Here is a 25,990-nt window from a genome sequence, read left to right on the forward strand (position 1 = left end):
CCATCATTGGGGGGTATATCATTAGAAATAATAGCTTGAGGTATCTTTTGTAAAACTAAGCCAAGTAATATCCTATTTTGAAACACTCCTCCACTTAAGATAAGGGGTAAATTATACTGCTTATGAATTGTATAAATTATCTCTATCAACGAATGAAAAAACTTTGATACGGCTATGTTGATATCTTTCTCTAAGAGCATAGTTTTTATTATAGGGAGTATGTCTATCTTTCCATCCCTGTATCCAAAAGGATAACACCCCTCTACCCTATCATCATACAACTCTTCAAGTAACATGCCACTCTCTCCTTCATAACTCATCACCTGGCATACACCAAGTAAAGATGCAACAGCATCAAAAATTCTACCGACTGAAGAACTGAATGGAGCATTTAAGCCTTTGTCCCAAGCAACAAAATATCTCTTTAACTCAACAGTAGAAAAAGCTTTTATAGTTGGTATATCAAGACTTAAAGCATCTTCTCCATATATATCAAATAGTAAACTCAACGCTACTCTTTTAGGCTCCTTGATGGCTTTAGCTCCTCCGAGCAGTTTGAAGTACTCTATATGTACTACTCTCTCAAATCCTTCATAATCACAAACTAAGAATTCACCACCCCAGAGGTTCCCATCATCACCATATCCTGTTCCATCAAATGCTACACCTAATACTTTAGTTGTTATTTTCTTTTCTGCCATCACTCCTAAGATATGTGCATAGTGATGCTGGACACCTTTTGTATTTTCATAATTAGCTAAAGCATATTTAGTCGATTCATAGTTTGGATGTTTATCATACATCACCATATCTGGCTTAAAATCATAAATACGTCCTAATGTTTGTATGTTTTTTTCAAAATATCCTACAGAATCAATACTGTTTAAATCACCTATATGTGGAGAGAGTATGACTTCTTTGTCAAAACCTATAGCAATAGTACTTTTTTGGTTTGCTCCAAGAGCTAATATGTTTTTATCTAGTTTAAACGGAAGTTTGATGCTAGAAGGTGCATATCCTCTTGCTCGTCTAAGCATGATTTGTCGCTCTTTGACCACCATCACTACAGAATCATCACAGCCGTTGACTATGTCACGGTTATAATCTAGTACATAGTCATACACACTTTGTAACTTCTTAAGTGATTCCATACTTGTACAGATAGGCTCATCGGTTATATTTGCAGAAGTAGCTACTAAAGGTCGATTAAGTTTTTTAAGCAGTAATACATGCAAGGGTGTATACGGTAAAAAGAGTCCTATCCTAGAGATGTTTGGTGCTACATATTTACTATAGGTTCTCTCTTTAGTATCCAATAATATGATAGGACGTTCTTTAGATGTGAGTAATTCCTCTTCTTGTTCATTCATAACAGCTATTTTTCTTGCTTCTTCAAGATTAGAAACCATCACTGCATATGGTTTTGACGGTCGTCTTTTACGTTCTCGCATCTTTTTCACAGCATCATCATTGGTCGCATCACATATCAAATGGTAACCACCTACACCTTTAATAGCAATGATATTTCCTTTAGAGATAAGTTCTACTGCTTTATCGATAATTTTTGCACTGAAAACATTCTGACCTGTATTGTCAAATAATGCTAACTGTGGTCCACAATCCCAACAACCAATTGGCTGTGCATGATAGCGTCTGTCTAACGGATTTGTATATTCTTTCTCACAAGTATTACACATCTCAAAAAATTTCATAGAAGTATTTTTACGGTCATAGGGCAAGTCATTAATAATAGAATAACGAACACCACAATTTGTACAAGTAATGAACGGATAACCATAACGACGGTTGGAAGGGTCAAATAGTTCATCTTGACACTCTTTACAAATAGATACATCTGGAGGTATTCGAACAGTTCTTTTTCCCTCTTTATTTGTTGAAATAATTTGAAAATCTTTAAATACTTTAAGGTCTGTAGTTGCTGTATGGATACTATCAATAGAGGCTAATGGAGGTAAATTATTTTTTATCTTTTGTAAAAAAATTTGTAATATTTTTTCTGTAGTATTAATGATTATTTCTACACCTTTTGTACCATTAGAAACAGTACCCATAAGGCGTAACTCTATAGCATGTTGATAGATAAATGGACGGAAACCTACACCTTGCACTGTACCATTAATAATAATCTTATAGGTATTGTGTTGCATTCATCTTCTTTATTGCCTTAAAATATTCCACAGAAAATTATATCATAATCAAAAAAGCCATCTCTTACTTTTTCTTTTCATCATCCCATTCAAAAATAAAACACATAGGTAATTTATTTTTCTTATTTAGATATAGACCCATTAGAGATCCAGAAACAAATATAGAAAATATAGCTACTATTGATGCAAAAGCCAATGTAGAAAATCCTGTCAACCCTTGTCCTACAGTACAACCTATGGAAAGTACTCCACCGACACCCATTAAGGCACCACCTATCATACTATTTTTTAATTTATTAACTTTAATATTTGATGAACACCCTAAATTGTACTTTGGATCAATTCTAGACATACTAAAAGCACCAATAAGTACTCCTAGAATTATACTAATACCAAAATTCAAATTACTTGTCTTGTAGTGAGTTATAAAGTCTAATGTTTTTGAAATTGGACCAACAAAAGTTATACTTGTAAATGGAACATATCTTGTGTCTAACTCCAAAGTTTCAGCACCATACACACCAGTTAAGTACCACCCAAAAGCTATTAATAATCCAACAAGTAATCCATCCTTTAATGATGAAATTCTTTTAAAACTTTTAGTTAAATAAAACCATGCTAAAAATAGAAAAGAAAGTACTATATATATATTTACTTGTCCATTTACAATATATGAAGACAAGTTTAATAATATTTCATTTGTAGACAAAGTGTAAACAAGATTATTTAAAATACCTTTTGTACTAGCATATGCAAATATGGCAATAAAAATCAATGTCACTATGGAGTTTATATCACCTTGTGAAAACTTCACTAAATGACGACTACTGCAACCATCTGCTATCATCATACCTATCCCAAATAAACTACCGCCTATTATAATTGTAAAATAATTTATCTCTTCTCTTAACCATACAGTTTCAGTTAGATCTATATCATAAAACAAAGTCAACATATGAGTTGCAATTATAGCCGTGATCATAGCAGTTATTACAGATGAACCTCTTTTAGTCGAGGATATTAATATATAATCTTTGATAGCACCATTAAAACAAAATTGCGTTTTTTGTGCAATCACACCAAAAGTAATACCCATTAATAAGGCTACTATATTGACTATTTCAAATATTTCATAATTTTCTATATTGATTATTCCCATATTAAACCTTCATGCTCTATACTTTATTTTATGAAAAAAGTTTTCTTGCCATAAAAAAACCAGTTTTTACAAATCCACTGTTATCCAAAAATGTCTTCATATATTCATCAAAAGTTACACCTCTAAATTCAAGATATTCACTTAAATATTTTTCAGATGCCTCAATGCCACCTTTCTTTTCTTCGTCTAGCAAACGAGCATAAAGTTTTAACATATAATGCTTTGCTCGAGAAGACATTACACTTTTATATGAGAAGTATCTAGCTCCACCTTGATCATCTCTTGAAAATAAATATGTTCTATTCGCTAACCAATAATAACCACCATCTTTCCCATGATTAAAAACATAAGTAATAGATTCTTCACCCCTATTTAAAGCATCCCACATCTTTTTAAATATTATTTTGGGCATATCTGGATGTCTAACTATATTATGGTTTTTACTCTTTAACTCATTTTTACTATATCCAGAGAGATTCTCAAAATCCGTACTAACTGAAATGATTATTCCATTCTGATCTGTACTTGAAGAATAACTAGCATCTTTATCGACTTTTAACTCTTTTGTTAACATAACTACTCCTTTAAATTTATATCTATATAACTTTCATTATCAAAATTATTTACAAACTATCTCATAGGTACATTGCCCCATACACTGCATTCTCTTTCCCTATAGGAAAATTTTTATTCATCAATGGATTTTTTGCACCCAATGTTCTTTGTATGCGCCCATAAAGTGATTGATTGGCAAAAGTTTCGCCTGTTAGGGTGATGATTTTTGCTTCAGTCTTTTCCATAAGCTGAGGAACAATCTCACCAATATAGTCTCCAAATGACTCATAAATGCTATAACACATAAAGTTATTCTCTACATCTCCAAGCTGATAACTCATAATACTTGTTAAAAATGCATAGTTATCAAAACGATTATCTTTAACTCTGGTGTCTATCTGTAAACCACCTTTTCCTAAAAAGCTTAATGCTTGTGCTGATATACCTTCAAAACTTTCATTTTCAAGACCTAATGCTATAGCTGTGACTTCGAAGATATCCATATCACCTGCAAGATTATCTAAACGTTCAAACACTTCAGGATAAGCTTTTTTGTAGTTTACTACTAGTCTGTCTGATCCCTCTCTAAGTGTAGAAATTTTTTCCCAAAGATTGTCAGACTCAAAAGGTATAGCAGGAACAGCATTGATAACTTCTTTACCGTTGTAGTAGAGAAAATTTAATGTACCATCAAAGTGCACACCTATTGCCTTTTGACCTATTTTCCCATGTTCTGCAAGTACAGACATCATAGAAGCTTTCCACGGTAAAAAGCGATGTTCATTACTGTGTCCACTCTCAAAATCTTCACCCTCAAGTACATACAACGCATCCGTTTGAACCGAATCAAAAACTTCTACTGAGTCTATGATACTGAGATTATCAACCTTTACACAAGCTAAACCATATGCCACAGAAACCGAATTTTTACTATTTTCTACTACAGTAGGAAATACTATACGTTCACCAGAAACAAAAAGTTTTTTATCTTGATTAATAAATATCTTTGTGTCTTTTTGTGCATTAATTGGCATATCAAAATCTACTAAAAAATCTGCTTCTTCATCTGTATTACACTCAATATACGAAATATACTGTAATCCTGTATTCATTATTTCACGTGCGAGCAACATAGTCATACCATCGTCTGGGTACTTCACTTGTACAGATGATCCATAAAGCGCTTTAAGTTCATCACTTTTAGTTGCGACACGCAGTAGTGGTCTCTCTATACTTAAAAGTGCGTTGAATTCTTGTATTACCATCATAAGATGCGTATTAAATCCATTTGAATCTGCCATCAATAAAGTACTTTTTACTGGACTATATTCTACTGTCGGCTTAAAAAATTTTCTGTAACCATGTGCTGTTTTCATTAACACACTTTTTCCTTCAGCAATGGCTCTTCCTGAAACTTCAAAAAGTTTTCTAAAGTCCCCCTTGTTTAATGCCAAATGTTCACTCTCTTTATCAAGCATACGGATTGAAACTCCGCATTCAATACATGAGATAAGAGGATAGTCCAAACGCAAAGCATTACTCTTAGCTTCTTCTTGACAGTCAGTACATGGAACAAGAAACTTCATCACTGTATGGGTACGATCATAAGGATACTTGTCTAGAAATGGATGTTGTGTACCACAGTGGTTACAAGATGTAAAAGGATAATAATAACGACGACTACTTACGTCAAACATCTCTTTCTGACATGTAGGACAAGGTGCGATGTTAATTGGTAAATTTACTTTAGTAATGGGTAATAATGCTGGTTTTACATCTGAAAAATAATGTTTACCATTACCTAAAAAAAGTGATGCAGGAAGCACCTCCTCCATTCCATTTAAAAAACTTTCAAGTTGTTCATCATTTTTATCAAAAACCATTACTATTTTGTCATTACTTTGTATAACATCTATTTTCATTTGTTCTTGTTTAGCATAAGCCAATATAAGATCAGAAAGATAATTTTTATTAGAAAAGAATTCAATTTCAAAAATAAAGTACATGTAAACTCCTAATGATTATTTACTACACAACCAGACACAAAGGAACGAGATAAACATAGCAATCGGAGGTAGCATGTTTTCTTTAAATCAATTTTCAGTGTTATACTATTCAACGATATAATTGATTGTCTGGCTGTGTACTAAACAATAATATTTTATACTTTCATAAATAATACATAATGATTATTTACTACACAACCAGATAAAAAAGGAAAAGAGTCATACAAATAAAAGGTTCTACAGGACTCTACTTTGGGACAAGGTAAATGATAAAATAACTTATAATTTTCCTATCCTATCTGGCTGTGTACTAAACAATGTTACTTTAAATAAATGTCAACTATAATATATGTACTACTCAACTGGTTCAGCATGAGCAAGAGTTTAGTATAAATTAAGGTGGACCAAGTAAACATATTTATCTATGTGAAGATGGACAAACATATGTTTTCTTACCCAGCTGAGTACTACATAATTTTATGCTAACATTGACATGTCATTATAATCTCCAATTTTTGGATTAGCATAAGCATCTACGATACTCTCAAACGAAACTACATCACCAATATTTTTTTTCAATGTAATGCCGGAGTTTTCCAACTCTTTCAATGTAGCATCTACAAGTTTCGGCATATGCTTTAGCACTGATGGTGTAAGTCCATTACATACATCTATAATATCTTCTGGTACCATTGTTATCAGTTGTACTTCTCCCATATCTTCATGAAAAGAACAGATCTCAAGCATCATAGTTATTTCTACTTCGTTCGCAGTTTGACGTATTGTAGAGCCATGACGTATCACTTCTTCACTAGACTCAGAAGATATAGTCCCTACTGGACCATCTTTTGAGCCTGTACCAACAACGATAACCTTGTCATATTCTTGATAGTAAGTCATAAGCGTAAAACCTAATGTCCCACCTTCAACGATCGTCAAACACTCTGGTATTTCATAATTTTCTTCTATGTACTTCACTAAGTAAGCCCCAAGACCTTCATCATGAAACATAATATTACCTATACCGATAAGTGCTACTTTTTCATATGCCAATTTTTATCCTTTAAACAAAGAAGTACTATGCTTCTTTGTCACCTTCTTTTATTTTTACATATTTACCACCGCCTACAACAATATTAATATCACCTTCTTTCCAGAAGATGCTACGCCATACTTGATAATAAATATGAAAGACTACCCAAGCAATTATCCACCACATCGTATAATGGTGTGAAATACGCACATCCATAATAGAAGCTGTAGGTCCAGCACCAATTAGCCAACCACTTACAGGAATCGTCCAGTCTGTTATAAAGTGTAACATCCATGGCCACCATTCACCAATTGAACTAAGGCCAGAAGCTAAACCATGTACATATAGCTGAAGTCCAGTCAAAAGCATCCACACTAATAAGAGATGGAATATCGTGAAATAAACTGCATTAAAGCTATCAAGATAACTTGAATCAAACTTTTTACGTTTATTAAGCGTTACAAGATTTAAAAATACTTCAAAGAATTGTTTTATATTACTTTGATTTGGAATATCTTTTTTATATGGTTTCACCTTTAGGAAACGCGTTGCAAAAGCAAGATAAAAAATAACAATCGATGTAACATCAAAGATAATCGCAACAATAAAGTGCCCCCAACGATTCCATGCCATAACATATTTGTCTACCGCAGGGTCAGCAATAAAGGTTTGATAATAAGGATGAGCGATATAAAGCCCCGTTATCACAGCAACAATCATCGAAATGACATTGGTCCAGTGGATGATACGCGCTGTAGCATTCATCCGTTCAATTTTTTTATATCCGGGTTTCATCACAACCTCCTTAGAAGGCACAGGTAGGATCAACTTTATACACAGCTAACTCCTTACCTTTTGTGTCCACAACATGCACGGCACAAGCGATACATGGATCAAAGCTATGGATAGTTCTAATGATTTCAAGTGGTTCTTCAGGATTTGCTACTTTCGTACCAATAAGACTTGCCTCATAAGCACCCAATTCACCATTTGGACCTCTAGGTCCTGCATTCCATGTTGATGGAACAACCGCTTGATAGTTTTCAACTTTTCCATCTTTCACTTTTACCCAGTGTCCTAAAGATCCTCTTGGTGCTTCTGCAAGTCCCACACCTTTTGTATCAACACTTACATTATCAAAGTCAAACTCTGTCCAAGTACTAAGGTCTCCCATAGCCGCATTTTTTGCCAATTCATCAGTCCATTCCATCATAACATCACACATAAGTTCCGTCTCTATAGCACGCGCTGCAGTTCTACCAACAGTAGAAAAGAGAACTGTTACAGGCAAGTTTGCTCTTTTTAAGAAGTTTCCTACATATTTTGTAATTCTCTTATCACCTTTTACATATCCAATTACCATACGTGCAAGAGGTCCAACTTCTACTTTTTTACCATCATAAAGAGGAGACTTGATCCAAGAATACTTTTCATCTGTTTTCAAGTATGAATATCCATCTTCTTTCTTTTCCATCCCTGTAAATTTCGGAATGGTTGTTCCCTCATATGGATGTTCTGGAGCACCTGTTCCTTCATACCATGCATGTGTTACATCTTCAGTGATTTTCTCTTGATCAACTTCCAATACTTTGGTAATATCACCATCAAGTACAAGTCCTGAAGGGAAAAGGGTTTCTGCTTTATAGAAACCTGTATCATCAAGTCTAAAGTCACCATAAGACATATAACTTAGAATTCCACCTCCCGTTCCACCAACGCCTTTATATGTAGCATCTGCATCAGTTGCTTCTTCAGCATACATAGTTCCAGCCATATATACATCTGGAAGATAGGCTCTTTTTACAAATTCGGTACTGTCTTTTAATAACTGTTTAAAGAGTGCAATTCTCGCAGGGTTTTTAATATCCTGAACACAAGTAACTCCACCAACAACAATAGATTGAGGATGTGGGTTTTTACCACCAAATATAGCTTGCATTTTAGCCATATCTCTTTGGATATCAAGTGCCTTAAGATAGTGCGCTACACCAATGAGGTTTTGTTCAGGTGTAAGTTCATAGTGGTCATTACCCCAATATCCATTTCCGAAGATACCCAATCTTCCTTCTTTAACAAACTTTACAATACGTTCTTGTATGAGTTTAAATTCATTTGGATCCGAAGTAAATGGAGCCACACCCGCCACATGAGCCCATTTGGCTGCTTCTGCTGCAGTCTTATAAGGATCTGCCTTTGTCGCTGCTACAACATCTACGAAATCAAGTGCATGTAAATGATAGAAGTGTACAAGGTGATCATGTACATATAGTGCCCCTTGAATCAAGTTTCTTACCAATCGTGCATTTTTAGGTATAGTGATATCAAATGCATCCTCTACCGCTTCGATACTTCTTTGGTAGTGTGTACCAGTACAAACACCACAGATACGCATTGCCATCAGACCGCAATCTCTAGGATCTCTTCCTTTGAGGATCGTTTCTATACCTCTAAACATTGTTGATGAACTAAAAGCATCTACAATTTTATTATTCTCATCTATTACTGCTTCAATACGAAGATGTCCTTCGATTCTTGTAATAGGATCAACGATTATATGTTTCTTAGACATTACTCTTCTCCTTCTTCTACTCTTTTACCTGCAACAGCACTAGCGGCTGCATGAATACCTATACCAATACCTGCTACGGTAAGCAATCCTAAACCAAACTCATCAACTGTTTTTTCTACACCACCTGTAGGTGCTTTAATATTGGCATCTGACATTGGTCTTTCATATGCATATTTATCCCAGAAATCCGGTTCGGAACAACCGATACACCCTCGTCCAACTCCAATAGGCCAGTTTACACCTTCGTTGTATCGTATAATGGAACAGTTATTAAAGGTCATTGGACCTTTACATCCAACCTTATAGAGACAGAAGTTATTTTTAGCCCCTTCATCACCCCATTCTTCTACATATTCACCAGCATCAAAGTGTGCTCTTCTTTCACAGTTATCATGGATTCTATATCCAAAAGCAAACTTAGGTCTAAGTAGAGAATCAAGCTCAGGAATTGAACCAGTCAATACATAGTGTAAGATCACTCCTACCATGTTTGAAGGGTTTGCTGGACATGCTGGAATGTTGATGACTGGCTTACCTTTTATCACATCCATCACACCTACAGCATCTGTAGGGTTTGGAGCAGCGGCAGGAATACCTCCGTATGTTGCACATGAACCTACCGCTACAACAGCCGCAGCCCCTTTTGCCATACGTAGTAAATGATCATGGAATGTTTCAGCTTTTGCACCGATCGTTCCGTATTGTCCGTTCAATCCCATAGGTATAGCTCCTTCTACAAAGAGAAGGTACTTACCATGAAAATGTTCTGCCGCTTCATCCATCTGTTTTTCAGCTTGATGTCCTGATGCAGCCTGTAATGTTTCATGAAATTCTAAAGAGATGATATTAAGAATAATTTCATCAATTTTTGGCCCATCACTTCTAAGTAATGCTTCAGAGTTACCTGCACAATCCTGTAATTCTAGCCATATAACAGGTACACGGTTCATCATAACAGCTGCTTCAGCAACCAAAGGTGTAAATGAAGCTGGTAACATCAACATTGCAGTTGTTGCAGATGCCCATTTAAGGAAATCTCTTCTTTCAAGACCTTCTTCTTCAATACTTTCTGTGAAATCCAATCTATTGTTAAGCGGCTCCAATTTTTTTAAGTCTTCAAGTCTTGCTTGGCATTTAAGATACAATTCATCGTAATATGTATCACCTTTATTTGTGTCCACCTTCGCACTTTGAGCGGTAAAAAGTTTTTTTACTGACTCTTGTTTATCCATACTCATCTGTTCTCCTTTTTTTTTATTCAAAATATTATTGAATATTCATTCACCATAATAAACAAATTAAACTTAAATAAAAATGAATATTCATTCATTTTTATTAAATATTTTATATTTTTTTATCTTTTATCATAAAAAAATACTATACACTTACTTCTATCTCTCATCATTCCATTCATTTATGCGATACACTTTACCATTACGAGGAAGTATCCACATCTGATACATTGATGTAGTCCACATTATTATAAAAGCCAACATATAACCAAAACCACCTATAATTGTGAACCACGCAAATCCAGGGTATATAGATGTGATCCACCATGAAGATATATCTATAATTAAAAATCCAAATGGAATCGCGATGATGAAAGCTTTAAATTTTTCATTAAACCCTACAGCTAAAGAAAATATGTACCCGACAAAAATGAATATGAAGGCAATACCAAAAAGATGAATATGTGAAACTCTAGTTAGAGAATCTACCGATGCACCCATATCTGTTTTTGCCACTTCAGCTGTTTCTTCATACTCAGTAAACTCAGGTAATCCTGGTATTGAACTATGACACTGCACACAATTCGCTGCAAAAATTGGTTCGACTTTTTTCCAATGTTCTAAAGGTGCCCCTTCTCTTGCCCATTTGACTAATGTTGTTCTATCTTTATCACTCGCTTTATCTTTCATAGAACCATGTAACTTTACTTCTAATTTAGAAGACTTTCTATTACCATGATAGCTATAAACAACGTCATCAACTGATACACCTAATTTACCATCTGCCATACCATGTGTTAAAAGTATTTGAATCCCTGACATTATAAATCCCACTGCCATAACAAGTAAATAACCTGTAAATAGTGTTCTTACAGCAATACCTAAAGAAGGAAGATTCATTCGACTCATGACCATATTGTCCATTATGACCCTTTACTATACTTAATTTATTACATTTCTCCATAAAAATGAATGAGTATTCAGTATAGTAGGTAAAAAAACTTAAAATAAAATGAATAACTATTCATTTTATGAAAAATATTTATTTTTGTTTATTTTTGGAATAAGCTAAATGTGTATTATATTATTGTGTAGTACAAACAGAGCAGACATCAAATGTACGAAAAATAAACGTTGCTTCTTCTATACTTGATGAACCAATCATAGCTTCTATCGCTATGCCCTGTTCTTCTCTTGTAGAATGACTAAGGTTCCACTGAGTAGGTGTAATAATATCATAATTTGTAATGACACCATCTCTTACGGTTGTCTTATGTATGAGTGAGCCTCTTGCAGCTTCTACAATGCCTGTACCCTCAAACTCATTAAGTCTCACATCTGCATCCAATACACATGATGATTCATCTAATTTTAAGTTTTGGAGTAAATTTTTAGAGTAATCTAATAAAAGTGCTACTTCATGCATGCGTGCGAAGACTCGTGATAATACAGAATCTTTGTAGCGTTTATGTAAACTTTTTACTATGGGAGTCTTAGCAACCATACCTCTAGCCAGGGGTCCTACTTCATAAAATTTATCTTTATAGGTTACAGCCTTTGCAACAGTATCTTTTTGCTCATCTTCTCTCACGTAACGTGTATCAATATTTGTAACATTTGTAACAATAGACTTTCCTGGTTTAGAAAGTATACAGTCTCCAAAGACAATAAATCTGTCATGACTGTATCCTTTATCGCCCATATCATTAACAACCATAAGATGTAATAGTTTGCCAAAGTCACCTTGTATATGACCGAAGGAAGAGACAGATTCTATTGCTAAATAATCATCTATAGAAAGTCCAATCATCACCTCTTCAAAGAATTTAATACTTTCATCTACAAGACTTTGTGCTTGCATCACATCAAGATGCGTAGGATCACAGGTCACTCCACCTGGAACTGCGTAAGAAGAATGTGGCCATTGTCCTGCAAAGATAGCTAGTGCTTTAGTAATAGTAGAGGTAAGATATGTGGCCTTAATCGCATAGTTTTCTTCACTAACAACTCCTACATACTTTTCAAGCTGAGGAAGTATAGTCATATAAAGCCATTTAATATGGTTTTGTATGAGCTCACATGACAAGGTGAATTCTCGTATGTCATTTGCTTTAGAAGTAAGATTTACTCTTAACCCTGCATTTTCATATCCATTTTCTATGGCACGTACCGCAGCTAATAGATGTGCATGGTTACAGATACCACAGACCCGTGGTGTTATCACCAAAGCATCCCGTGCATCTTTACCTCTAAGTATTTCTTCTATACCACGGTAAAATCCAAAGTTTATCTTTACATCCTCTATCTTACCTTGGTTAAATGTGAAATCCAATTCCGCTTCACCTTCTATCTTTTCTATAAGTTTCTTAACAGTTACTTTATTCATTTGTCATAGTCCATAAGTCGTTCCGAGAAACGTTTTATTGTGAAACTCTTCGTTATCCCGGTAAGTGTCAGATATGCTCGTTTAGATACGCCTAGTGGCATCTTATTAGGTATCCCCATGTTAGTCTTTGTTTTAAAGAGTGAATCTTGTGGATAGTTAGGCTCAGTACAACCAAAGCACGGTGTCCCGACACGTGTTTTAGAACTTGTATCATTCCATAGTATCTTGTTACAACTTCCTCTTGTGTAAGGGCCTTGACATCCAGATTCATAAAAGAGACAACCTTCTTTAAGGCCAAAGTTTTTTGTATCAATCTTCCATTCAAAATACTCGTTACGCGTACACCCTGTATGTACTGTGTACCCATAAAGTTCTACTGGTCGATGTAAGTTATCAATGGGAATATCTTTCTTTCCTGATATCATTAAAAGAACATAAGAGAGCCACTTAGGATGTATTGGACAGCCAGGTAGCGATATAAGTTTAGAAGCATATGTATTATAACGCTTTGTCTTCTCTTCGGCATCAAAACAAAAACCGGAAATTGCATCAGGATTTTTTTGTTTAAATATTCCTCCGAAAGTTGCACAAGTACCCGCAGATATAATATGTTTCGCTTTACTTGCATACTTCTCTATAAGTGATGACACTTCCACACCACTTTTCAAAAATCCTTCTTCTTGAAATGAACCTTCAAGTATGAGTATATCACAAGGTACTATACCTGCTATAACATCTTCCATACTGGATGAGGTATCGAGTACTGGATGATGCACCAATTCAAAATGTGAAAGTATGAAAAAAAGATCTGGGTGGTTTAAAAAAGAGTGAGTGTTTCCATTACAAGTGATAGACTGTAGCCAAAGCAATTTAGGTTTGTTTTGGCTTATCATACCTTATGCCTTTAATGCATTATAGATGTTGTAAGAAATATCATCTATATATTCCTCTATGGGTTTAGGTAATACATCTTCTCCTTTGAGAAAAACCATTCCTCCTAAGTATCCCATAAATAGCCCAAAAGCAGAAAAAAAGTCTTGATTGCGCAACTCTCCAGAAGAAACAGAATCATCAAAGAAAATCATAATTTCAGTGATAAACCCAGAAACACAGACCATTCCCTCACAACCGTGATGAAATACTTCACGATTAGAAAGATATACACGTAGAAAATACTCTATCATTTCAGGCTTATCTTTCGCCATCATAAAATAAACTTCAACAATCTTCTCAATCTTTACTTTAGCACTCACATCCATCATATTAACTTTATGTATCTCTGCACCCAATGCTTGAGAAGTATACTTTATGATCTCCTGTGCTAAGATATCTTTGGATGAAAAATAATTATAGACATTCCCCACACTCATATGAAGTTTCGTAGCGATATCAGGAATGGTTGTCTTATGAAAACCATTTATAGAAAAAAGTTGTAATGCTGCCTGAATAATAGATTCTCGTTTTAATGCTTTCTTTTCTGCTATTTTCAAGAATTTCCTTTTTGTATCATTGAACGTATTCTAACATAAATTATTATACATTATAAATAAATCACTCATATTCAATATTAATTTCCATCTATCTACTTACCAAAAATTTCATTTTAAACCTAATAAATCTACCTAATAGTTATATCACGGCTCTTTTATAGAGTACACTTTTTTTAATTCTTTAGAGTGTACATTTTATTTATAAAATTATATTTGCCATTCTGAACGTGTCCGTTCAGAGATTCTTTTTGAACGAAACATGAAACCTACTTTGGGTGATAACAGTGGGTTTATAGTACGTGATCTAAGGGCCAGTTTTTTAGCTACTTAGGGACAGAATGATACCCTAGTCACAACAAAGGTATTAACACTTCAACGCTCATTTATAGTCTTATTGAAAGAGGTATGGAAAGAAGATGTGAAGATCTTTAGTATGGAAGTTGTTTTAGTCTATGTAGATGGAGGAAAACCCTATTGTATCCCCGAAGAATTCGAGGATACCTTTAAAGCATTTTAAGCTAAAAAAAGATTCGTAGCTGCAACTGAAAATGCAGATGCTCCTATATATCCAGCACCGAACATAAATGAAGATATAAGTTTAAGAAGTGGTTGAAACCTCCATTTTACCAGTAAAATAATAAGTGAACCGATCAACGATGGCAAAAATACATATGCCATGCTATATCCTAAGCCAAATCCATTTGGTATAAGAATTTGTGTTGAAATTAAAAAACCTATGATAAATACACCTATAACATACATTGCCATATATTTTATAGTACCATATTTTGATAAACTGTCATCTAAACTAAGTTCTTTTGTAAAAGCATCCTTGATATCAGAAAAATCAGAATCTTTTAATGACATTTCTTCAGCTATAAAGAAAACAATAATACTTCCAAAAAATCCTATACCTATTGCAATCACTAACATACCCATGTTGAATCCTTTTATTTATTATTTATGACACAATTTATTGTAACCAAAATAATATAATATTAGTTTTAATTATATAACTAGTTAAGAAAATATAGTAAATATGTAAAAAAGATATATTACTAGATAAAGAAAAGAAGGGGAAAATTGAAATAGAGATTAAAATCTCCTACCTTTTTAAAGGTAGGAAAAAGAAAGAAAACGTGGTGATGACTACTCAACCATCGCTTCAAGTTCTTCTTTAGATACTTTGTTGAAGTTTAGGTATTTATAGATATCATCACTCATTTCTGGCTTGATTTTATCTGAAACGATTGCTAAATACTCTTCAGCAGTTGGCAATTTACCTTTAAGTGCAACCACAGCAGCAAGCTCTGCAGACCCAAGGTATACTTGTGAACCTTTACCAAGTCTGTTATCAAAGTTTCTTGTAGATGTAGAGAATACCCATGCATTTTGCTTAACAGCTGCTTGGTTACCCATACATAGTGAGCATCCTGGAGGCTCGATACGTGCACCTGCCATCCCAAAGATAGAGTAGTAACCCTCTTCAGTCAATGTTTTCTCATCCATTTTAGTTGGAGGACAGATCCAAAGTCTAGTATCAACAGGACCTTCACCTCTAAGTACCTCTGCATTGGCTCTAAAGAGACCAATGTTTGTCATACAAGAACCAACGAATACTTCATCGATATCTGTTCTAAGACCTGCAGCATGTACTTCAGAAAGTGTTTTAACGTCATCTGGATCGTTTGGACAAGCTACAATTGGCTCTTTGATCTCAGACATGTTGATCTCAATCACTGCTGCATATTCTGCATCTGCATCTGCTTCAAGAAGCACAGGGTTTGCGATCCAGTCTCTCATTTTTTGTGCACGTCTCTCAAGTGTTGCTTTATCTTCATACCCTTGAGCGATAAGCTCTTCGATAAGTGCAATATTTGATTCAAGGTACTCAATGATCGGCTCTTTATCAAGCTTAACAGTACATGCTGCAGCAGAACGCTCAGCAGAAGCATCTGAAAGTTCAAATGCTTGTTCACACTTAAGTTGTTCAAGTCCCTCAATCTCAAGTACTCTACCAGAGAAGATATTTTTCTTACCAGCTTTTTCAACAGTCAAAAGACCATCTTTGATCGCCTGATAAGGAATAGCATTAACCATATCTCTAAGAGTAATACCTGGTTGCATTTCACCTGTAAATCTTACAAGTACAGATTCTGGCATAGTAAGTGGCATCATACCAGTTACAGCAGCAAAAGCAACAAGACCAGATCCTGCAGGGAAAGATATACCAATAGGGAATCTTGTGTGGCTATCTGCACCAGTTCCTACAGTATCAGGAAGACACATTCTGTTTAACCATGAGTGAATTACTCCGTCACCTGGTCTAAGTGTAAATCCTTTTCTCTCAGTCATGAAGTCTGGAAGTGTATGATGTAATTTGATATCAGCTGGTTTTGGATATGCTGATGTGTGACAGAATGACTGCAATACAAAGTCCGCACCAAAGCTAAGTGCTGCAAGGTCTTTTACTTCATCTCTTGTCATGGCACCTGTTGTATCTTGTGAACCAACTGTAGTACATACTGGCTCAGAGTAAACACCTGGTTTAACGCCATCCATACCAGCAGCTTTTCCTACCATTTTTTGTGCAAGTGTAAAGCCTTTACCATTATCTTCAGGCATAGCTGGAGTCATAAAGATATCTCCTGCATCCATACCTAAAGCCTCTCTAGCTTTAGCTGTAAGTCCTTTACCAATAATAAGTGGTACACGACCCCCTGCTCTCATCTCATCTGGAAGCGTGTTTGGCTCAAGTTCAAATTCTGAAACTACTTCACCATCTTTCTCTATAACACCTTCAAAAGGTTTAACAGTGATCACATCACCCGTCTCTAATTTATCTACTGGTGCTTGAATAGGTAAACATCCTGAGTCTTCCGCTGTATTAAAGAAGATTGGTGCAATAATACCACCAATTACAACACCGCCTGTTCTTTTACCTGGGATATAAGGAATATCTTCACCCATGTGCCATTGTACTGAGTTGATACCAGATTTTCTTGATGAACCTGTACCTACAACATCACCAACGTATACTAGTGGATTTCCTTTTGTTTTGAGTTCTATCATAGTATCTAATGGGTTATCCATTCTATTTACTAGGAATGAGTTTGCATGAAGAGGGACATCTGCTCTTGTAAATGCTTCTGAAGCAGGAGAAAGGTCATCAGTGTTTGTTTCTCCAGGGATTTTGTACACAGTAAGTTTGATCTCTTCTGCAATTGCTGGTTTATTATAGAACCACTCAGCATTAGCCCATGACTCTACAATTTCTTTAGCTAGAGCATGACCTTCGTCCATAAGTTTCTTCACATCATTGAACGAATCATAAACAAGAAGTGTATTTTTAAGTTGTGTTGCTGCTGACTGAGCAACTGCAGCATCAGATGATGTAAGTGCATCAACAAGAGGTGCAACGTTAAATCCACCTAACATTGTTCCTAAAAGTTCAGTAGCTTTTACTGCATCAATTTCTGTACAAGTTACGTTACCTTGCACAATATCATTTAAAAATGCTGCTTTAATGTACGCTGCATCATCCACACCTGCTGGAACTTTGTTTTCAAATAATTCCATCGCGTATGCTGCATCATCAATGCTAGATGCTTTAAGTAGTTCTACAAGCTCTGCAGTTTGATCTGCTGTAAGAGCAAGTGGTGGTACACCTAACTCAGCACGTTCAGCTGTGTGAGCTTTATATTCTTCTAATAAGGCCATAATGGTCTCCTGTTTATAGTATTTGTATGCAGATATTAGCAGAAAATGGTTTTAATACAAATATTATAAGTTGAAGGTATAAAATAGATAATTTATTTGTATCGGATAGTTACAAATAAAGCATCAAATTCATTTTAAAAAAGGGACTTTTCCATAAATAACAGGAAATTAGACTATTTCCCTGTTACCTTTTGCGTTCGGTGCACTTAATACACCCATCGCTTCAAGCTGTTCTATTATGTTTGCGGAACGGTTGTAGCCTATCTGCAGTTTACGCTGTAGATATGAAATAGATGTTTTATTGTCAGACAAGACCACTGATTTGGCTTCTTCATAAAGAGGGTCAAGATCTATATCTCCGTCCTCTCCTTCACTGGCTGTAACTCCACCCGCGACAAGATAACTTTCATCATACTCAGGTACACGTTGTGCTTTAAGGAACTCAACGATCTCTTCTATCTCTTCTTCTTTATTCCATGGTGCATGTAAACGTACAAGCCCTGTTGCCCCAGGAGGAGTAAACAGAGCATCACCACGACCAAGTAAACTCTCTGCTCCCATTGCATCTAAGATCACTTTAGAATCTATACGTTGCCCTACACGATAACTCAACCTAGAAGGAAGATTGGCTTTGATAAGTCCTGTCACAACATCCACACTTGGTCTTTGGGTTGCGACTATAAGGTGTATACCACTGGCTCTTGCCATCTGCGCAAGTCTCGCAATAGAATACTCTACCTCTTTACCACCATTCATCATAAGATCAGCCAGCTCATCTATCACAACAACGATGAAAGGAAAAGGATCTGCCGAACCGTCAGCTTTTACTTTTTCATTATAATTATCTATATTTTTTGTGCGGTTCTCTGCCATAAGTTTATAACGACGTTCCATTTCTGCTACCATGTTTGAAAGTGCTGCAATAGCTTTTTTAGGTTCAGTGATCACAGGTGTGATCAAGTGCGGAATATCATTATAGATGGAAAACTCCAACATTTTAGGGTCAATGAGCATTAGCTTCAACTGGTCAGGATCGTTTCTGTAAAGCAAAGAGAGGATCATCGCATTGATACCTACTGATTTACCAGACCCTGTAGTTCCAGCTATAAGCAAATGCGGCAGTTTTTTAATATCTGTAATGAATGGCTTACCGACGATATCTTTACCTAATGCCACCGTCAATGGGGAGCTTGAATTTTGGAATAGATCACTCTCAAGTATCTCACGAAGGTAAATGGTATCTATGTTTTCATTAGGTATCTCTATACCTACGACATCGCGCCCTGGTATAGGTGCCTGTATACGGATCGTTTCTGCTGCAAGCGCCATGGCAAGATCATCTTGTAAATTTAAAATCTTAGAGACTTTGACATTCGGTGCAGGTTTAAACTCAAATGTTGTAACCAGTGGACCGCTGTATGTACGTACGACATCACCATCAACATTAAACTGTTGTAGTTTTGCCAATAGTTCTTCTATCTTTCTATCTACCTCTGCCTCATTTACTTTTTTCGTTGTCTTAGGTGCTTTTTGTAAAAAATCAAGTTTAGGCAATTTAAAATTTTTAGGTTTTACGACAGTACCTTTATCGATCTGTTCCATCAATTTAGAGTTTTCTTCAAGCTCATTGACAATCTCTACATTTGGATTGTGTTTAGTATTCTGTTCTTGCGTAGTGCTTAGTTCCATTTCATGTTCAAGCTCTAATATCTCATTTAATACAGGATCTTCTACTTCATCAAGCCCTTGAACTTTTTCTATTTCATGCTGTTTTAAAGCCTTTAAAGCAGCTGCTTTCCTTTTGGCAACTGCTTTTTTGGGTTTATCTTTCACAACATCCAAAACAGGCATCATCTCATCTTCAAGAGAAGGTGAAGAAAAAGGATTTGTAAAAATTTTTTTCAACACTTTTCCAAGCATAGAAAATGTACTACTCAACCAAGAAAAAGAGAGTGAAACCTTAGGTGCTTTCATCTTAAATCCGGAGAACCTGAAATCATCATCTATGATGAATACTAATGAGAGTGCCATAATCATCAGCCAGAACAACCAGAGTCCAGCTTTTCCGATGAGAGGGTATAAAAACTCTACTATCTGTGTACCTATGAAGCCTCTGTCCTGTGCTTCCAATACCAAAGCGCTAAAGAGTATAAGTGCAATGAAAAAGAGTAACCATCCCAAATAAAAATCAATATTTTTTCTCACACGAGCATCAGTATAAAGTTTATAAAGCGGATAGAATAAAACAAAAATATTGATATATGCAAGATGTCCAAATAAATAGAGATTGGTATCTCCTATTTTTTTCCCGATATCACCCACCAATGCGGTTTCATGGAAGATGGTAGAAAATGCAGCATAAATAAAAAGTATAGCCGTAATAATAATTGTAATTTTCAATTTCATTCCTAAATTAATATTAAATAATGAAGATATTATAACAAATTAAAATAAGTCACCTATGAAAATGTGTCAAAATGTCATATTTACCCACATATACGAGCTAAATACGTCGAGAAGTATACTATTTACTGGAAATCTCATAATGAAACTGAACTCTATCTAATACGATTTTTAAAGCCTGTATTGATACGTAATCGTAGTCCTAGGTAATACACATGCGTTATCGCTTTTTTGAGCAAATAGGCAACATACCCTTTCACTTTAATATACTTAAACATTTCACCTACCGCATATTTCCCACCCAATGCGATAAAGATACCCTGAACATCAGCATCAAATGCTTGAGACTTTACTCCATCTATTTTATGTCGTATTGTTTTTGCCACATACTCTGCACTTTTTTCGGCAATTTGTGCTGTTGGAGGCAAAGCGTTACCTTTTGCATCTTTTATCTCGACACAATCGCCTATAGCAAATACATCTTTTTGACCTTGAACATTGAGCCCGGGGGTCGTGATGAGTTGATTGATACCATTTTTCTCACTCTCAATCGTGTCATTTAGTGCTGACGCTTTGATACCACCCGTAAAGATCATGAAATTATAGGGCAGTTTTTCACCATTTTTAAAATGTATATATGATGTGTCAACATTGTTTATAAAGGCGCCTGTGAGGATCTTTACACCCAGTTCTTCTAACCTTTTTCTAGTATTCTCAATACTGTATTGTCCCATGCCGGGAAGAATGGTTTCACTTGCATCGATAAGATATATATGTATCTCTTTTGCTGTATCTCCAATAGTTTTACTGTAGTTATCCAAAACATAAGCCATTTCTGCTGCAACTTCTACTCCACTAAGTCCTGCTCCTCCGATAGCAATGTTAAGTTCACCTTCGTTGGAGCCCTCATCATTTTGTAGCTTTTTATATATAAGGTTCTCAAACTCTATTCTAAAGTTATGTGCTCTTTGTAAATTTTTTACACCATAACTGTTCTCTCTTAACCCCTCTATAAATGAAAAAAAGTGTGTTTTTGCACCTGTAGCAATGATGAGATAATCATAAAACAGATCTGTACCATTTAAATGTACGCTCTTTTCTTCAAAGTTGATGGAAGTAGCCTCTCCATGAATGAACTTGACGTTGCCTTTAAATCCCTCACACCAACTCTTCAGATCGATAGCAACATCATGTATATCAAATCGACCTGCAATATAACCATAAGCCTCGGTTTGTAAGTAGTGATAGGGGTTTTTATCAATCAGCGTAACAGCTACATCTTTATACTCAGATAATGTCTCTATAGCGCGTAGTCCACCATACCCTCCGCCAATCACCAATACTTTTTTCATCAATATCTATCTCCATAAGTTGCTTTGAAATCCATTTTACACAGTTAATATAAATAAATGGTTTGATCAGACTATTATGTATGCATATTTTATGCGATTATATTCGTAATGTACTAACCCTTCTTTAAGCACTTAATATGTAAAATCCCTTCTACATTTTATAATGTACGCCGCAGTGATGGAACTGGTAGACTTGGTAGACTCAAAATCTTCTGCTTTCGGGCGTGTCGGTTCGAATCCGACCTGCGGTACCACCTTAATTTTAATCCCCCCTCAAAAAACACACAAAGATTCATAGTTAGTCTTTTTGATAGAAACTGATTAATGCCTTTGTTAATTTTTTCGCAGATTTTTCATCTGTAACCTCTCCAAAAAATGCCTGTAGCGTCCATCGTAAGTCTTTCATATAAAATTGATAGGTCATAAATCCTCTTGTAGCAATATTTGGATCGATATTCTTTGGAGGTGTATCAAGTATAGATTGCTTGAAGTTTTTGTTGGCAAAAAGAAGTACTGCTGCCTCTTCTTGAGTATTTACCTGGTCAAGAAGGTCATATATACCTTCAGCTTCAAACTGTGCAGAATAACGTGCATAAACTTCTTCATCGATTTTCATATGATACTTCCCCTCTATTGGCAATATAAAAGTCCCAGATTTTATCGAAAAGTATAACATCGTTTTTCTTTATAGCAGAATCCTCATCATTACGAAGTAGGTTTAACCTTTCGATTATTTTGTTTTTTTACAAAAATTGTATTTATCCCCCTCTGATTTTGCCTACCTTAACATTCTGTTTTTACAGCGTTTTTGAAGCTGTAGTAATATACAATGTTGCCGTCTTTTTAGTTTAATGCGGGCGTAGCTCAGTGGCTAGAGTTCCTGCCTTCCAAGCAGGCTGTCGAGGGTTCGAATCCCTTCGCCCGCTCCACTTTAACAAGACATTTTACACACATTATGGATGCGCGGGCGTAGCTCAGCGGTAGAGCATAACCTTGCCAAGGTTGGGGTCGACGGTTCGAACCCGTTCGCCCGCTCCATAAACATTAAATCTTCAAATCAAATCCCAAACTCTTAATTTCTTTTGCTATAATCCTACTTATAAAAAATAAGGCATATTATGAAACTCGTCGTGGCAATTACCGGTGCTAGTGGTGTTCAGTTGGGGAAGAAGTTTGTTGACTACTTACCCTCTCACGTCGAAGCGCATGTAGTCGTTTCAAATAATGCCCTTACAGTAGAATCTTTTGAAAATAAAAAAGTGACTTTGCATTCGAGTGAAAATATCGCAGCATCTATCTCTTCAGGTTCATTTAGAGTAGATGCAACGGCTATCATTCCTTGCAGTATGAATACTCTGGCGAAAGTGGCCTGTGGCATCAGTGATAACCTGACTACACGTGTCGCTGCGGTGGCAATGAAAGAGCAAAAAAAGCTGCTTCTTGCTCCCAGAGAGTTACCATTTTCTTCCATAGCATTGGAGAACATGCATAAGTTAGCCACTTTGGGAGTCATCATCGCACCGCCTGTGATGGGTTACTACTCTGAATCATCTTCATTAGATGATATGGAAAAGTTTATCATTGGCAAGTGGTATGATGTGTTGGGCATCGAAAATAATCTTTATGAAAGATGGAGTTAATATGAGTGATATCAGAAAAGCTATATATCCGGGAACTTTTGACCCTATCACAAATGGACATTTAGACATCATCACACGTGCCTGTCATATGTTTGATGAAATTATCGTTGCAGTAGCAGACTCTGAAGCCAAAAAACCAATGTTTAGTTTAGATCAACGTATAGAGATGGTCAAAGTAGCTACCAAAGATTTTCCTAAAATAAAAGTCATAGGATTCCAAGGTCTACTTGTAGATCTTTCAGATGAATTAGATGCAAATATCCTCGTAAGAGGTCTTAGAGCGGTAAGTGACTTCGAATATGAACTTCAAATGGGTTATGCCAATGCTTCACTCAAAAAAGAGTTAGAGACCGTTTATCTTATGCCAACTTTGGAACATGCCTTTGTGAGTTCTTCTGTGGTTCGTTCAATTTTAGAATTTAATGGAAAAATAGACCATCTTGTCCCAGATGAAGCACTAAAACTGATAAAGAGTACACGCTAATGTATATACTTTTTGAAGGCATAGATACCTGTGGAAAGAGTACACAGATCGATCTCATTTCACAAAAACACCCTGAGATCATCATCACCCATGAACCAGGAGGCACACCTTTTGGGAAAAAAGCCAGAAAGATACTTCTTTCTGATTCATTGGCTTCCAAGCGTGCAGAACTTCTGCTTTTTTTGGCTGACAGAGCAGAACATTACCAGGAAGTCATTTCTCCAAATAAGGACAAGGTCATCATATCTGACAGAGGATTCCTTTCTGGTATCGGGTATGCTCTCGCCAATGATGACTTTGATTTTGAGGAACTTGTAAGCCTGAATAGATTTGCACTTGAAGGGCATTTTCCAGACAAGGTCATCTTGTTTTTAACCGATATGAAGACTTTGGAAGAACGTACTTCTGTTAAATGTCTAGATGGCATTGAGCTTAGAGGCTTAGAGTATCTTCTCACAGTACAAGAGCATATGAAACAAAGTATACTCAAGCTTGGTATTCCCCATCTTTTTGTAGATGCGACAGAAGATATAGAAACGATACACACACATATAACAGACTATTTAAGGAACACACTATGATCAACCCACTTAGAGGCATGAAAGACCTTACTTTTGACGAGAGCCAACGCTTTGTACACATTGTAACCACTGCCATAGGTGTAGCAAAAAAGTATGGATACAGTTACATTGAAACGCCTATACTTGAAGAGACTGCTCTGTTTAAACGTTCTGTAGGTGACAGCAGTGACATCGTCAGTAAAGAGATGTACCAGTTTGAAGACAAAGGCGGTAATGATGTCTGTATGCGTCCGGAAGGTACGGCAGGTGTAGTTCGTGCTTTTGTTTCTGCCAAACTTGATCGTCAACCTGTCAAACAGAAATTTTACTACTATGGACCTATGTTCCGTTATGAAAGACCTCAGAAGGGTCGTTTGAGAGAATTTCACCAGTTTGGTTGTGAAAGTTTTGGTGAAGGTTCTGTCTATGAAGACTTTACCATTATTACTATGATAAGCCAGATCTTCTCCGAATTAGGAGTAGGCTTTGATCTAAAGATAAACTCACTTGGGTGTAAGGTATGTATGCCAAAATACAAAGAAAATCTTGTAGGCTCTTTAACTGCTATCAAAGATGAACTTTGTGAAGATTGTAACCGTCGAATTGGTACAAATCCTATACGTGTACTTGATTGTAAAAATGGAAAGTGCCAATCACTCTTGGTAGAGTCACCAAAACTCATCGATTACCTTTGTATAGAGTGTGATCCAGACTTCAACAAACTCACTGCCCTACTTGACAAAGCAGGTATAAATTACGAAGTAGACACAAACCTGGTACGTGGACTGGACTACTACGGAAAGACAGCCTTTGAGTTCGTTAGTAACGAGATAGGTGCACAAAGTGCCATCGCAGGCGGTGGACGCTACGACAGGCTTGTAGAATTTCTAGATGGTAAACCTACACCAGCTGTAGGCTTTGCCATAGGTATAGAACGTATCATGGAACTTGTACAAATGCCAGAAGTAAACAAAGAGGGTATCTACCTTGGTGCTATGACTGAAGAAGCTGTAGAAGCCCTCTTCCCTATAGCAACTGCTAAACGTAAAGAGACAAAAGTAACCTTGGAGTACGATTCAAAAGGTTTCAAAAGTCACATGAAAGGAGCAGATAAGGTCAATGCACGCTATTGTGTTCTCATAGGAGAAGATGAACTGAAAAATGGCACTGTCTGGGTCAAAGACTTGGAGAGTAAAGAAGAGCGTACAGTTTTACTTGGGGAGTTTTAAAAAA

General features: G+C 35.8%; 21 protein-coding genes and 3 tRNA genes. 7 read left to right on the top strand and 17 right to left on the bottom strand.

Translation table 11 applies throughout. The features are described 5' to 3' along the window. The 16 genes from hypF to ABZC96_RS00080 all read right to left on the bottom strand — a co-directional run. A partial coding sequence (hypF, locus tag ABZC96_RS00005; RefSeq protein ID WP_373028167.1) for a carbamoyltransferase HypF occupies positions 1-2,168 on the bottom strand: 2,168 nt, incomplete at its 3' end. Between the two features lie 64 nt (positions 2,169-2,232). Continuing rightward, a complete protein-coding gene (locus ABZC96_RS00010) occupies positions 2,233-3,327 on the bottom strand; it encodes a YeeE/YedE family protein (protein WP_373028169.1) in 1,095 nt (364 codons plus the stop codon). Between the two features lie 28 nt (positions 3,328-3,355). Continuing rightward, positions 3,356-3,901, bottom strand: coding sequence for a PAS domain-containing protein (locus tag ABZC96_RS00015; protein ID WP_373028171.1), 546 nt, complete (start codon positions 3,899-3,901; stop codon positions 3,356-3,358). Positions 3,902-3,962: 61 nt separating this feature from the next. Then, complete coding sequence (locus tag ABZC96_RS00020; protein WP_373028172.1) at positions 3,963-5,888, bottom strand: hypothetical protein; 1,926 nt, start codon at positions 5,886-5,888, stop codon at positions 3,963-3,965. Between the two features lie 477 nt (positions 5,889-6,365). After that, positions 6,366-6,941, bottom strand: coding sequence for a HyaD/HybD family hydrogenase maturation endopeptidase (locus ABZC96_RS00025; RefSeq protein ID WP_373028173.1), 576 nt, complete (start codon positions 6,939-6,941; stop codon positions 6,366-6,368). Between the two features lie 25 nt (positions 6,942-6,966). Beyond that, positions 6,967-7,716, bottom strand: coding sequence for a cytochrome b/b6 domain-containing protein (locus ABZC96_RS00030; protein WP_373028175.1), 750 nt, complete (start codon positions 7,714-7,716; stop codon positions 6,967-6,969). A 10-nt stretch (positions 7,717-7,726) separates the two neighbouring features. Further along, the gene (locus ABZC96_RS00035) at positions 7,727-9,490 is read right to left on the bottom strand and encodes a nickel-dependent hydrogenase large subunit (RefSeq protein WP_373028176.1); all 1,764 of its coding nucleotides are present in this window, start codon (positions 9,488-9,490) and stop codon (positions 7,727-7,729) included. Further along, the gene (locus tag ABZC96_RS00040; RefSeq protein WP_373028177.1) at positions 9,490-10,728 is read right to left on the bottom strand and encodes a hydrogenase small subunit; all 1,239 of its coding nucleotides are present in this window, start codon (positions 10,726-10,728) and stop codon (positions 9,490-9,492) included. Before ABZC96_RS00040 ends, ABZC96_RS00035 begins: the two co-directional genes overlap by 1 nt. A 153-nt stretch (positions 10,729-10,881) precedes the next feature. After that, the gene (locus tag ABZC96_RS00045; RefSeq protein WP_373028178.1) at positions 10,882-11,646 is read right to left on the bottom strand and encodes a hypothetical protein; all 765 of its coding nucleotides are present in this window, start codon (positions 11,644-11,646) and stop codon (positions 10,882-10,884) included. Positions 11,647-11,806: 160 nt separating this feature from the next. Further along, the gene (locus tag ABZC96_RS00050; RefSeq protein ID WP_373028180.1) at positions 11,807-13,108 is read right to left on the bottom strand and encodes a nickel-dependent hydrogenase large subunit; all 1,302 of its coding nucleotides are present in this window, start codon (positions 13,106-13,108) and stop codon (positions 11,807-11,809) included. Beyond that, complete coding sequence (locus ABZC96_RS00055; RefSeq protein WP_373028181.1) at positions 13,105-14,001, bottom strand: hydrogenase; 897 nt, start codon at positions 13,999-14,001, stop codon at positions 13,105-13,107. The genes ABZC96_RS00050 and ABZC96_RS00055 overlap by 4 nt, the downstream gene beginning before the upstream one ends. Positions 14,002-14,004: 3 nt before the next feature. After that, entirely contained in the window at positions 14,005-14,598 is a 594-nt protein-coding gene (locus ABZC96_RS00060; protein WP_373028182.1) for a TetR/AcrR family transcriptional regulator, read from the bottom strand. Between the two features lie 513 nt (positions 14,599-15,111). After that, positions 15,112-15,537 (bottom strand): hypothetical protein, encoded by a 426-nt coding sequence (locus ABZC96_RS00065; protein WP_373028184.1) that lies wholly within the window; start codon positions 15,535-15,537, stop codon positions 15,112-15,114. A 210-nt stretch (positions 15,538-15,747) separates the two neighbouring features. Then, the gene (gene acnB, locus ABZC96_RS00070) at positions 15,748-18,318 is read right to left on the bottom strand and encodes a bifunctional aconitate hydratase 2/2-methylisocitrate dehydratase (protein WP_373028186.1); all 2,571 of its coding nucleotides are present in this window, start codon (positions 18,316-18,318) and stop codon (positions 15,748-15,750) included. Between the two features lie 168 nt (positions 18,319-18,486). Next, positions 18,487-20,718, bottom strand: a complete 2,232-nt coding sequence (locus ABZC96_RS00075) for a DNA translocase FtsK 4TM domain-containing protein (RefSeq protein WP_373028189.1) — start codon at positions 20,716-20,718, stop codon at positions 18,487-18,489. A 158-nt stretch (positions 20,719-20,876) separates the two neighbouring features. Continuing rightward, complete coding sequence (locus tag ABZC96_RS00080; RefSeq protein WP_373028191.1) at positions 20,877-22,073, bottom strand: NAD(P)/FAD-dependent oxidoreductase; 1,197 nt, start codon at positions 22,071-22,073, stop codon at positions 20,877-20,879. Between the two features lie 169 nt (positions 22,074-22,242). On the opposite strand from ABZC96_RS00080, the gene ABZC96_RS00085 reads away from it, so the two are divergent. Next, positions 22,243-22,327: transfer RNA gene (locus ABZC96_RS00085), tRNA-Leu, on the top strand. A 44-nt stretch (positions 22,328-22,371) separates the two neighbouring features. Here the strand turns inward: ABZC96_RS00085 and ABZC96_RS00090 are convergent. Beyond that, positions 22,372-22,689, bottom strand: coding sequence for a hypothetical protein (locus ABZC96_RS00090; RefSeq protein WP_373028192.1), 318 nt, complete (start codon positions 22,687-22,689; stop codon positions 22,372-22,374). A gap of 237 nt (positions 22,690-22,926) precedes the next feature. Between ABZC96_RS00090 and ABZC96_RS00095 the strand changes: the two genes are divergently transcribed. From ABZC96_RS00095 to hisS, 6 genes are all read left to right on the top strand, one after another. Continuing rightward, positions 22,927-23,002 (top strand) — tRNA-Gly (locus ABZC96_RS00095). A 34-nt stretch (positions 23,003-23,036) separates the two neighbouring features. Further along, positions 23,037-23,111, top strand: a tRNA-Gly gene (locus tag ABZC96_RS00100). 80 nt (positions 23,112-23,191) lie between these two features. Next, a complete protein-coding gene (locus ABZC96_RS00105) occupies positions 23,192-23,713 on the top strand; it encodes a UbiX family flavin prenyltransferase (protein WP_373028193.1) in 522 nt (173 codons plus the stop codon). Position 23,714: 1 nt separating this feature from the next. Then, positions 23,715-24,197, top strand: a complete 483-nt coding sequence (coaD, locus tag ABZC96_RS00110) for a pantetheine-phosphate adenylyltransferase (RefSeq protein ID WP_373028195.1) — start codon at positions 23,715-23,717, stop codon at positions 24,195-24,197. Then, the gene (tmk, locus tag ABZC96_RS00115; RefSeq protein ID WP_373028197.1) at positions 24,197-24,778 is read left to right on the top strand and encodes a dTMP kinase; all 582 of its coding nucleotides are present in this window, start codon (positions 24,197-24,199) and stop codon (positions 24,776-24,778) included. Before coaD ends, tmk begins: the two co-directional genes overlap by 1 nt. After that, positions 24,775-25,986 (top strand): histidine--tRNA ligase, encoded by a 1,212-nt coding sequence (hisS, locus tag ABZC96_RS00120; RefSeq protein WP_373028198.1) that lies wholly within the window; start codon positions 24,775-24,777, stop codon positions 25,984-25,986. Before tmk ends, hisS begins: the two co-directional genes overlap by 4 nt. The last annotated feature ends 4 nt before the right edge of the window (positions 25,987-25,990 follow it).

The organism is Sulfurovum sp. (assembly GCF_041551015.1).
Lineage (GTDB): Bacteria > Campylobacterota > Campylobacteria > Campylobacterales > Sulfurovaceae > Sulfurovum.

Coding starts and splice junctions, on each gene's coding strand:
- ABZC96_RS00010 (WP_373028169.1), bottom strand. CDS start 3,327: ATGGGAATAATCAATATAGAAAATTATGAAATATTTGAAATAGTCAAT.
- ABZC96_RS00015 (WP_373028171.1), bottom strand. CDS start 3,901: ATGTTAACAAAAGAGTTAAAAGTCGATAAAGATGCTAGTTATTCTTCA.
- ABZC96_RS00020 (WP_373028172.1), bottom strand. CDS start 5,888: ATGTACTTTATTTTTGAAATTGAATTCTTTTCTAATAAAAATTATCTT.
- ABZC96_RS00030 (WP_373028175.1), bottom strand. CDS start 7,716: ATGAAACCCGGATATAAAAAAATTGAACGGATGAATGCTACAGCGCGT.
- ABZC96_RS00035 (WP_373028176.1), bottom strand. CDS start 9,490: ATGTCTAAGAAACATATAATCGTTGATCCTATTACAAGAATCGAAGGA.
- ABZC96_RS00040 (WP_373028177.1), bottom strand. CDS start 10,728: ATGAGTATGGATAAACAAGAGTCAGTAAAAAAACTTTTTACCGCTCAA.
- ABZC96_RS00045 (WP_373028178.1), bottom strand. CDS start 11,646: ATGGACAATATGGTCATGAGTCGAATGAATCTTCCTTCTTTAGGTATT.
- ABZC96_RS00050 (WP_373028180.1), bottom strand. CDS start 13,108: ATGAATAAAGTAACTGTTAAGAAACTTATAGAAAAGATAGAAGGTGAA.
- ABZC96_RS00055 (WP_373028181.1), bottom strand. CDS start 14,001: ATGATAAGCCAAAACAAACCTAAATTGCTTTGGCTACAGTCTATCACT.
- ABZC96_RS00065 (WP_373028184.1), bottom strand. CDS start 15,537: ATGGGTATGTTAGTGATTGCAATAGGTATAGGATTTTTTGGAAGTATT.
- acnB (WP_373028186.1), bottom strand. CDS start 18,318: ATGGCCTTATTAGAAGAATATAAAGCTCACACAGCTGAACGTGCTGAG.
- ABZC96_RS00080 (WP_373028191.1), bottom strand. CDS start 22,073: ATGAAAAAAGTATTGGTGATTGGCGGAGGGTATGGTGGACTACGCGCT.
- ABZC96_RS00090 (WP_373028192.1), bottom strand. CDS start 22,689: ATGAAAATCGATGAAGAAGTTTATGCACGTTATTCTGCACAGTTTGAA.
- ABZC96_RS00105 (WP_373028193.1), top strand. CDS start 23,192: ATGAAACTCGTCGTGGCAATTACCGGTGCTAGTGGTGTTCAGTTGGGG.
- coaD (WP_373028195.1), top strand. CDS start 23,715: ATGAGTGATATCAGAAAAGCTATATATCCGGGAACTTTTGACCCTATC.
- tmk (WP_373028197.1), top strand. CDS start 24,197: ATGTATATACTTTTTGAAGGCATAGATACCTGTGGAAAGAGTACACAG.
- hisS (WP_373028198.1), top strand. CDS start 24,775: ATGATCAACCCACTTAGAGGCATGAAAGACCTTACTTTTGACGAGAGC.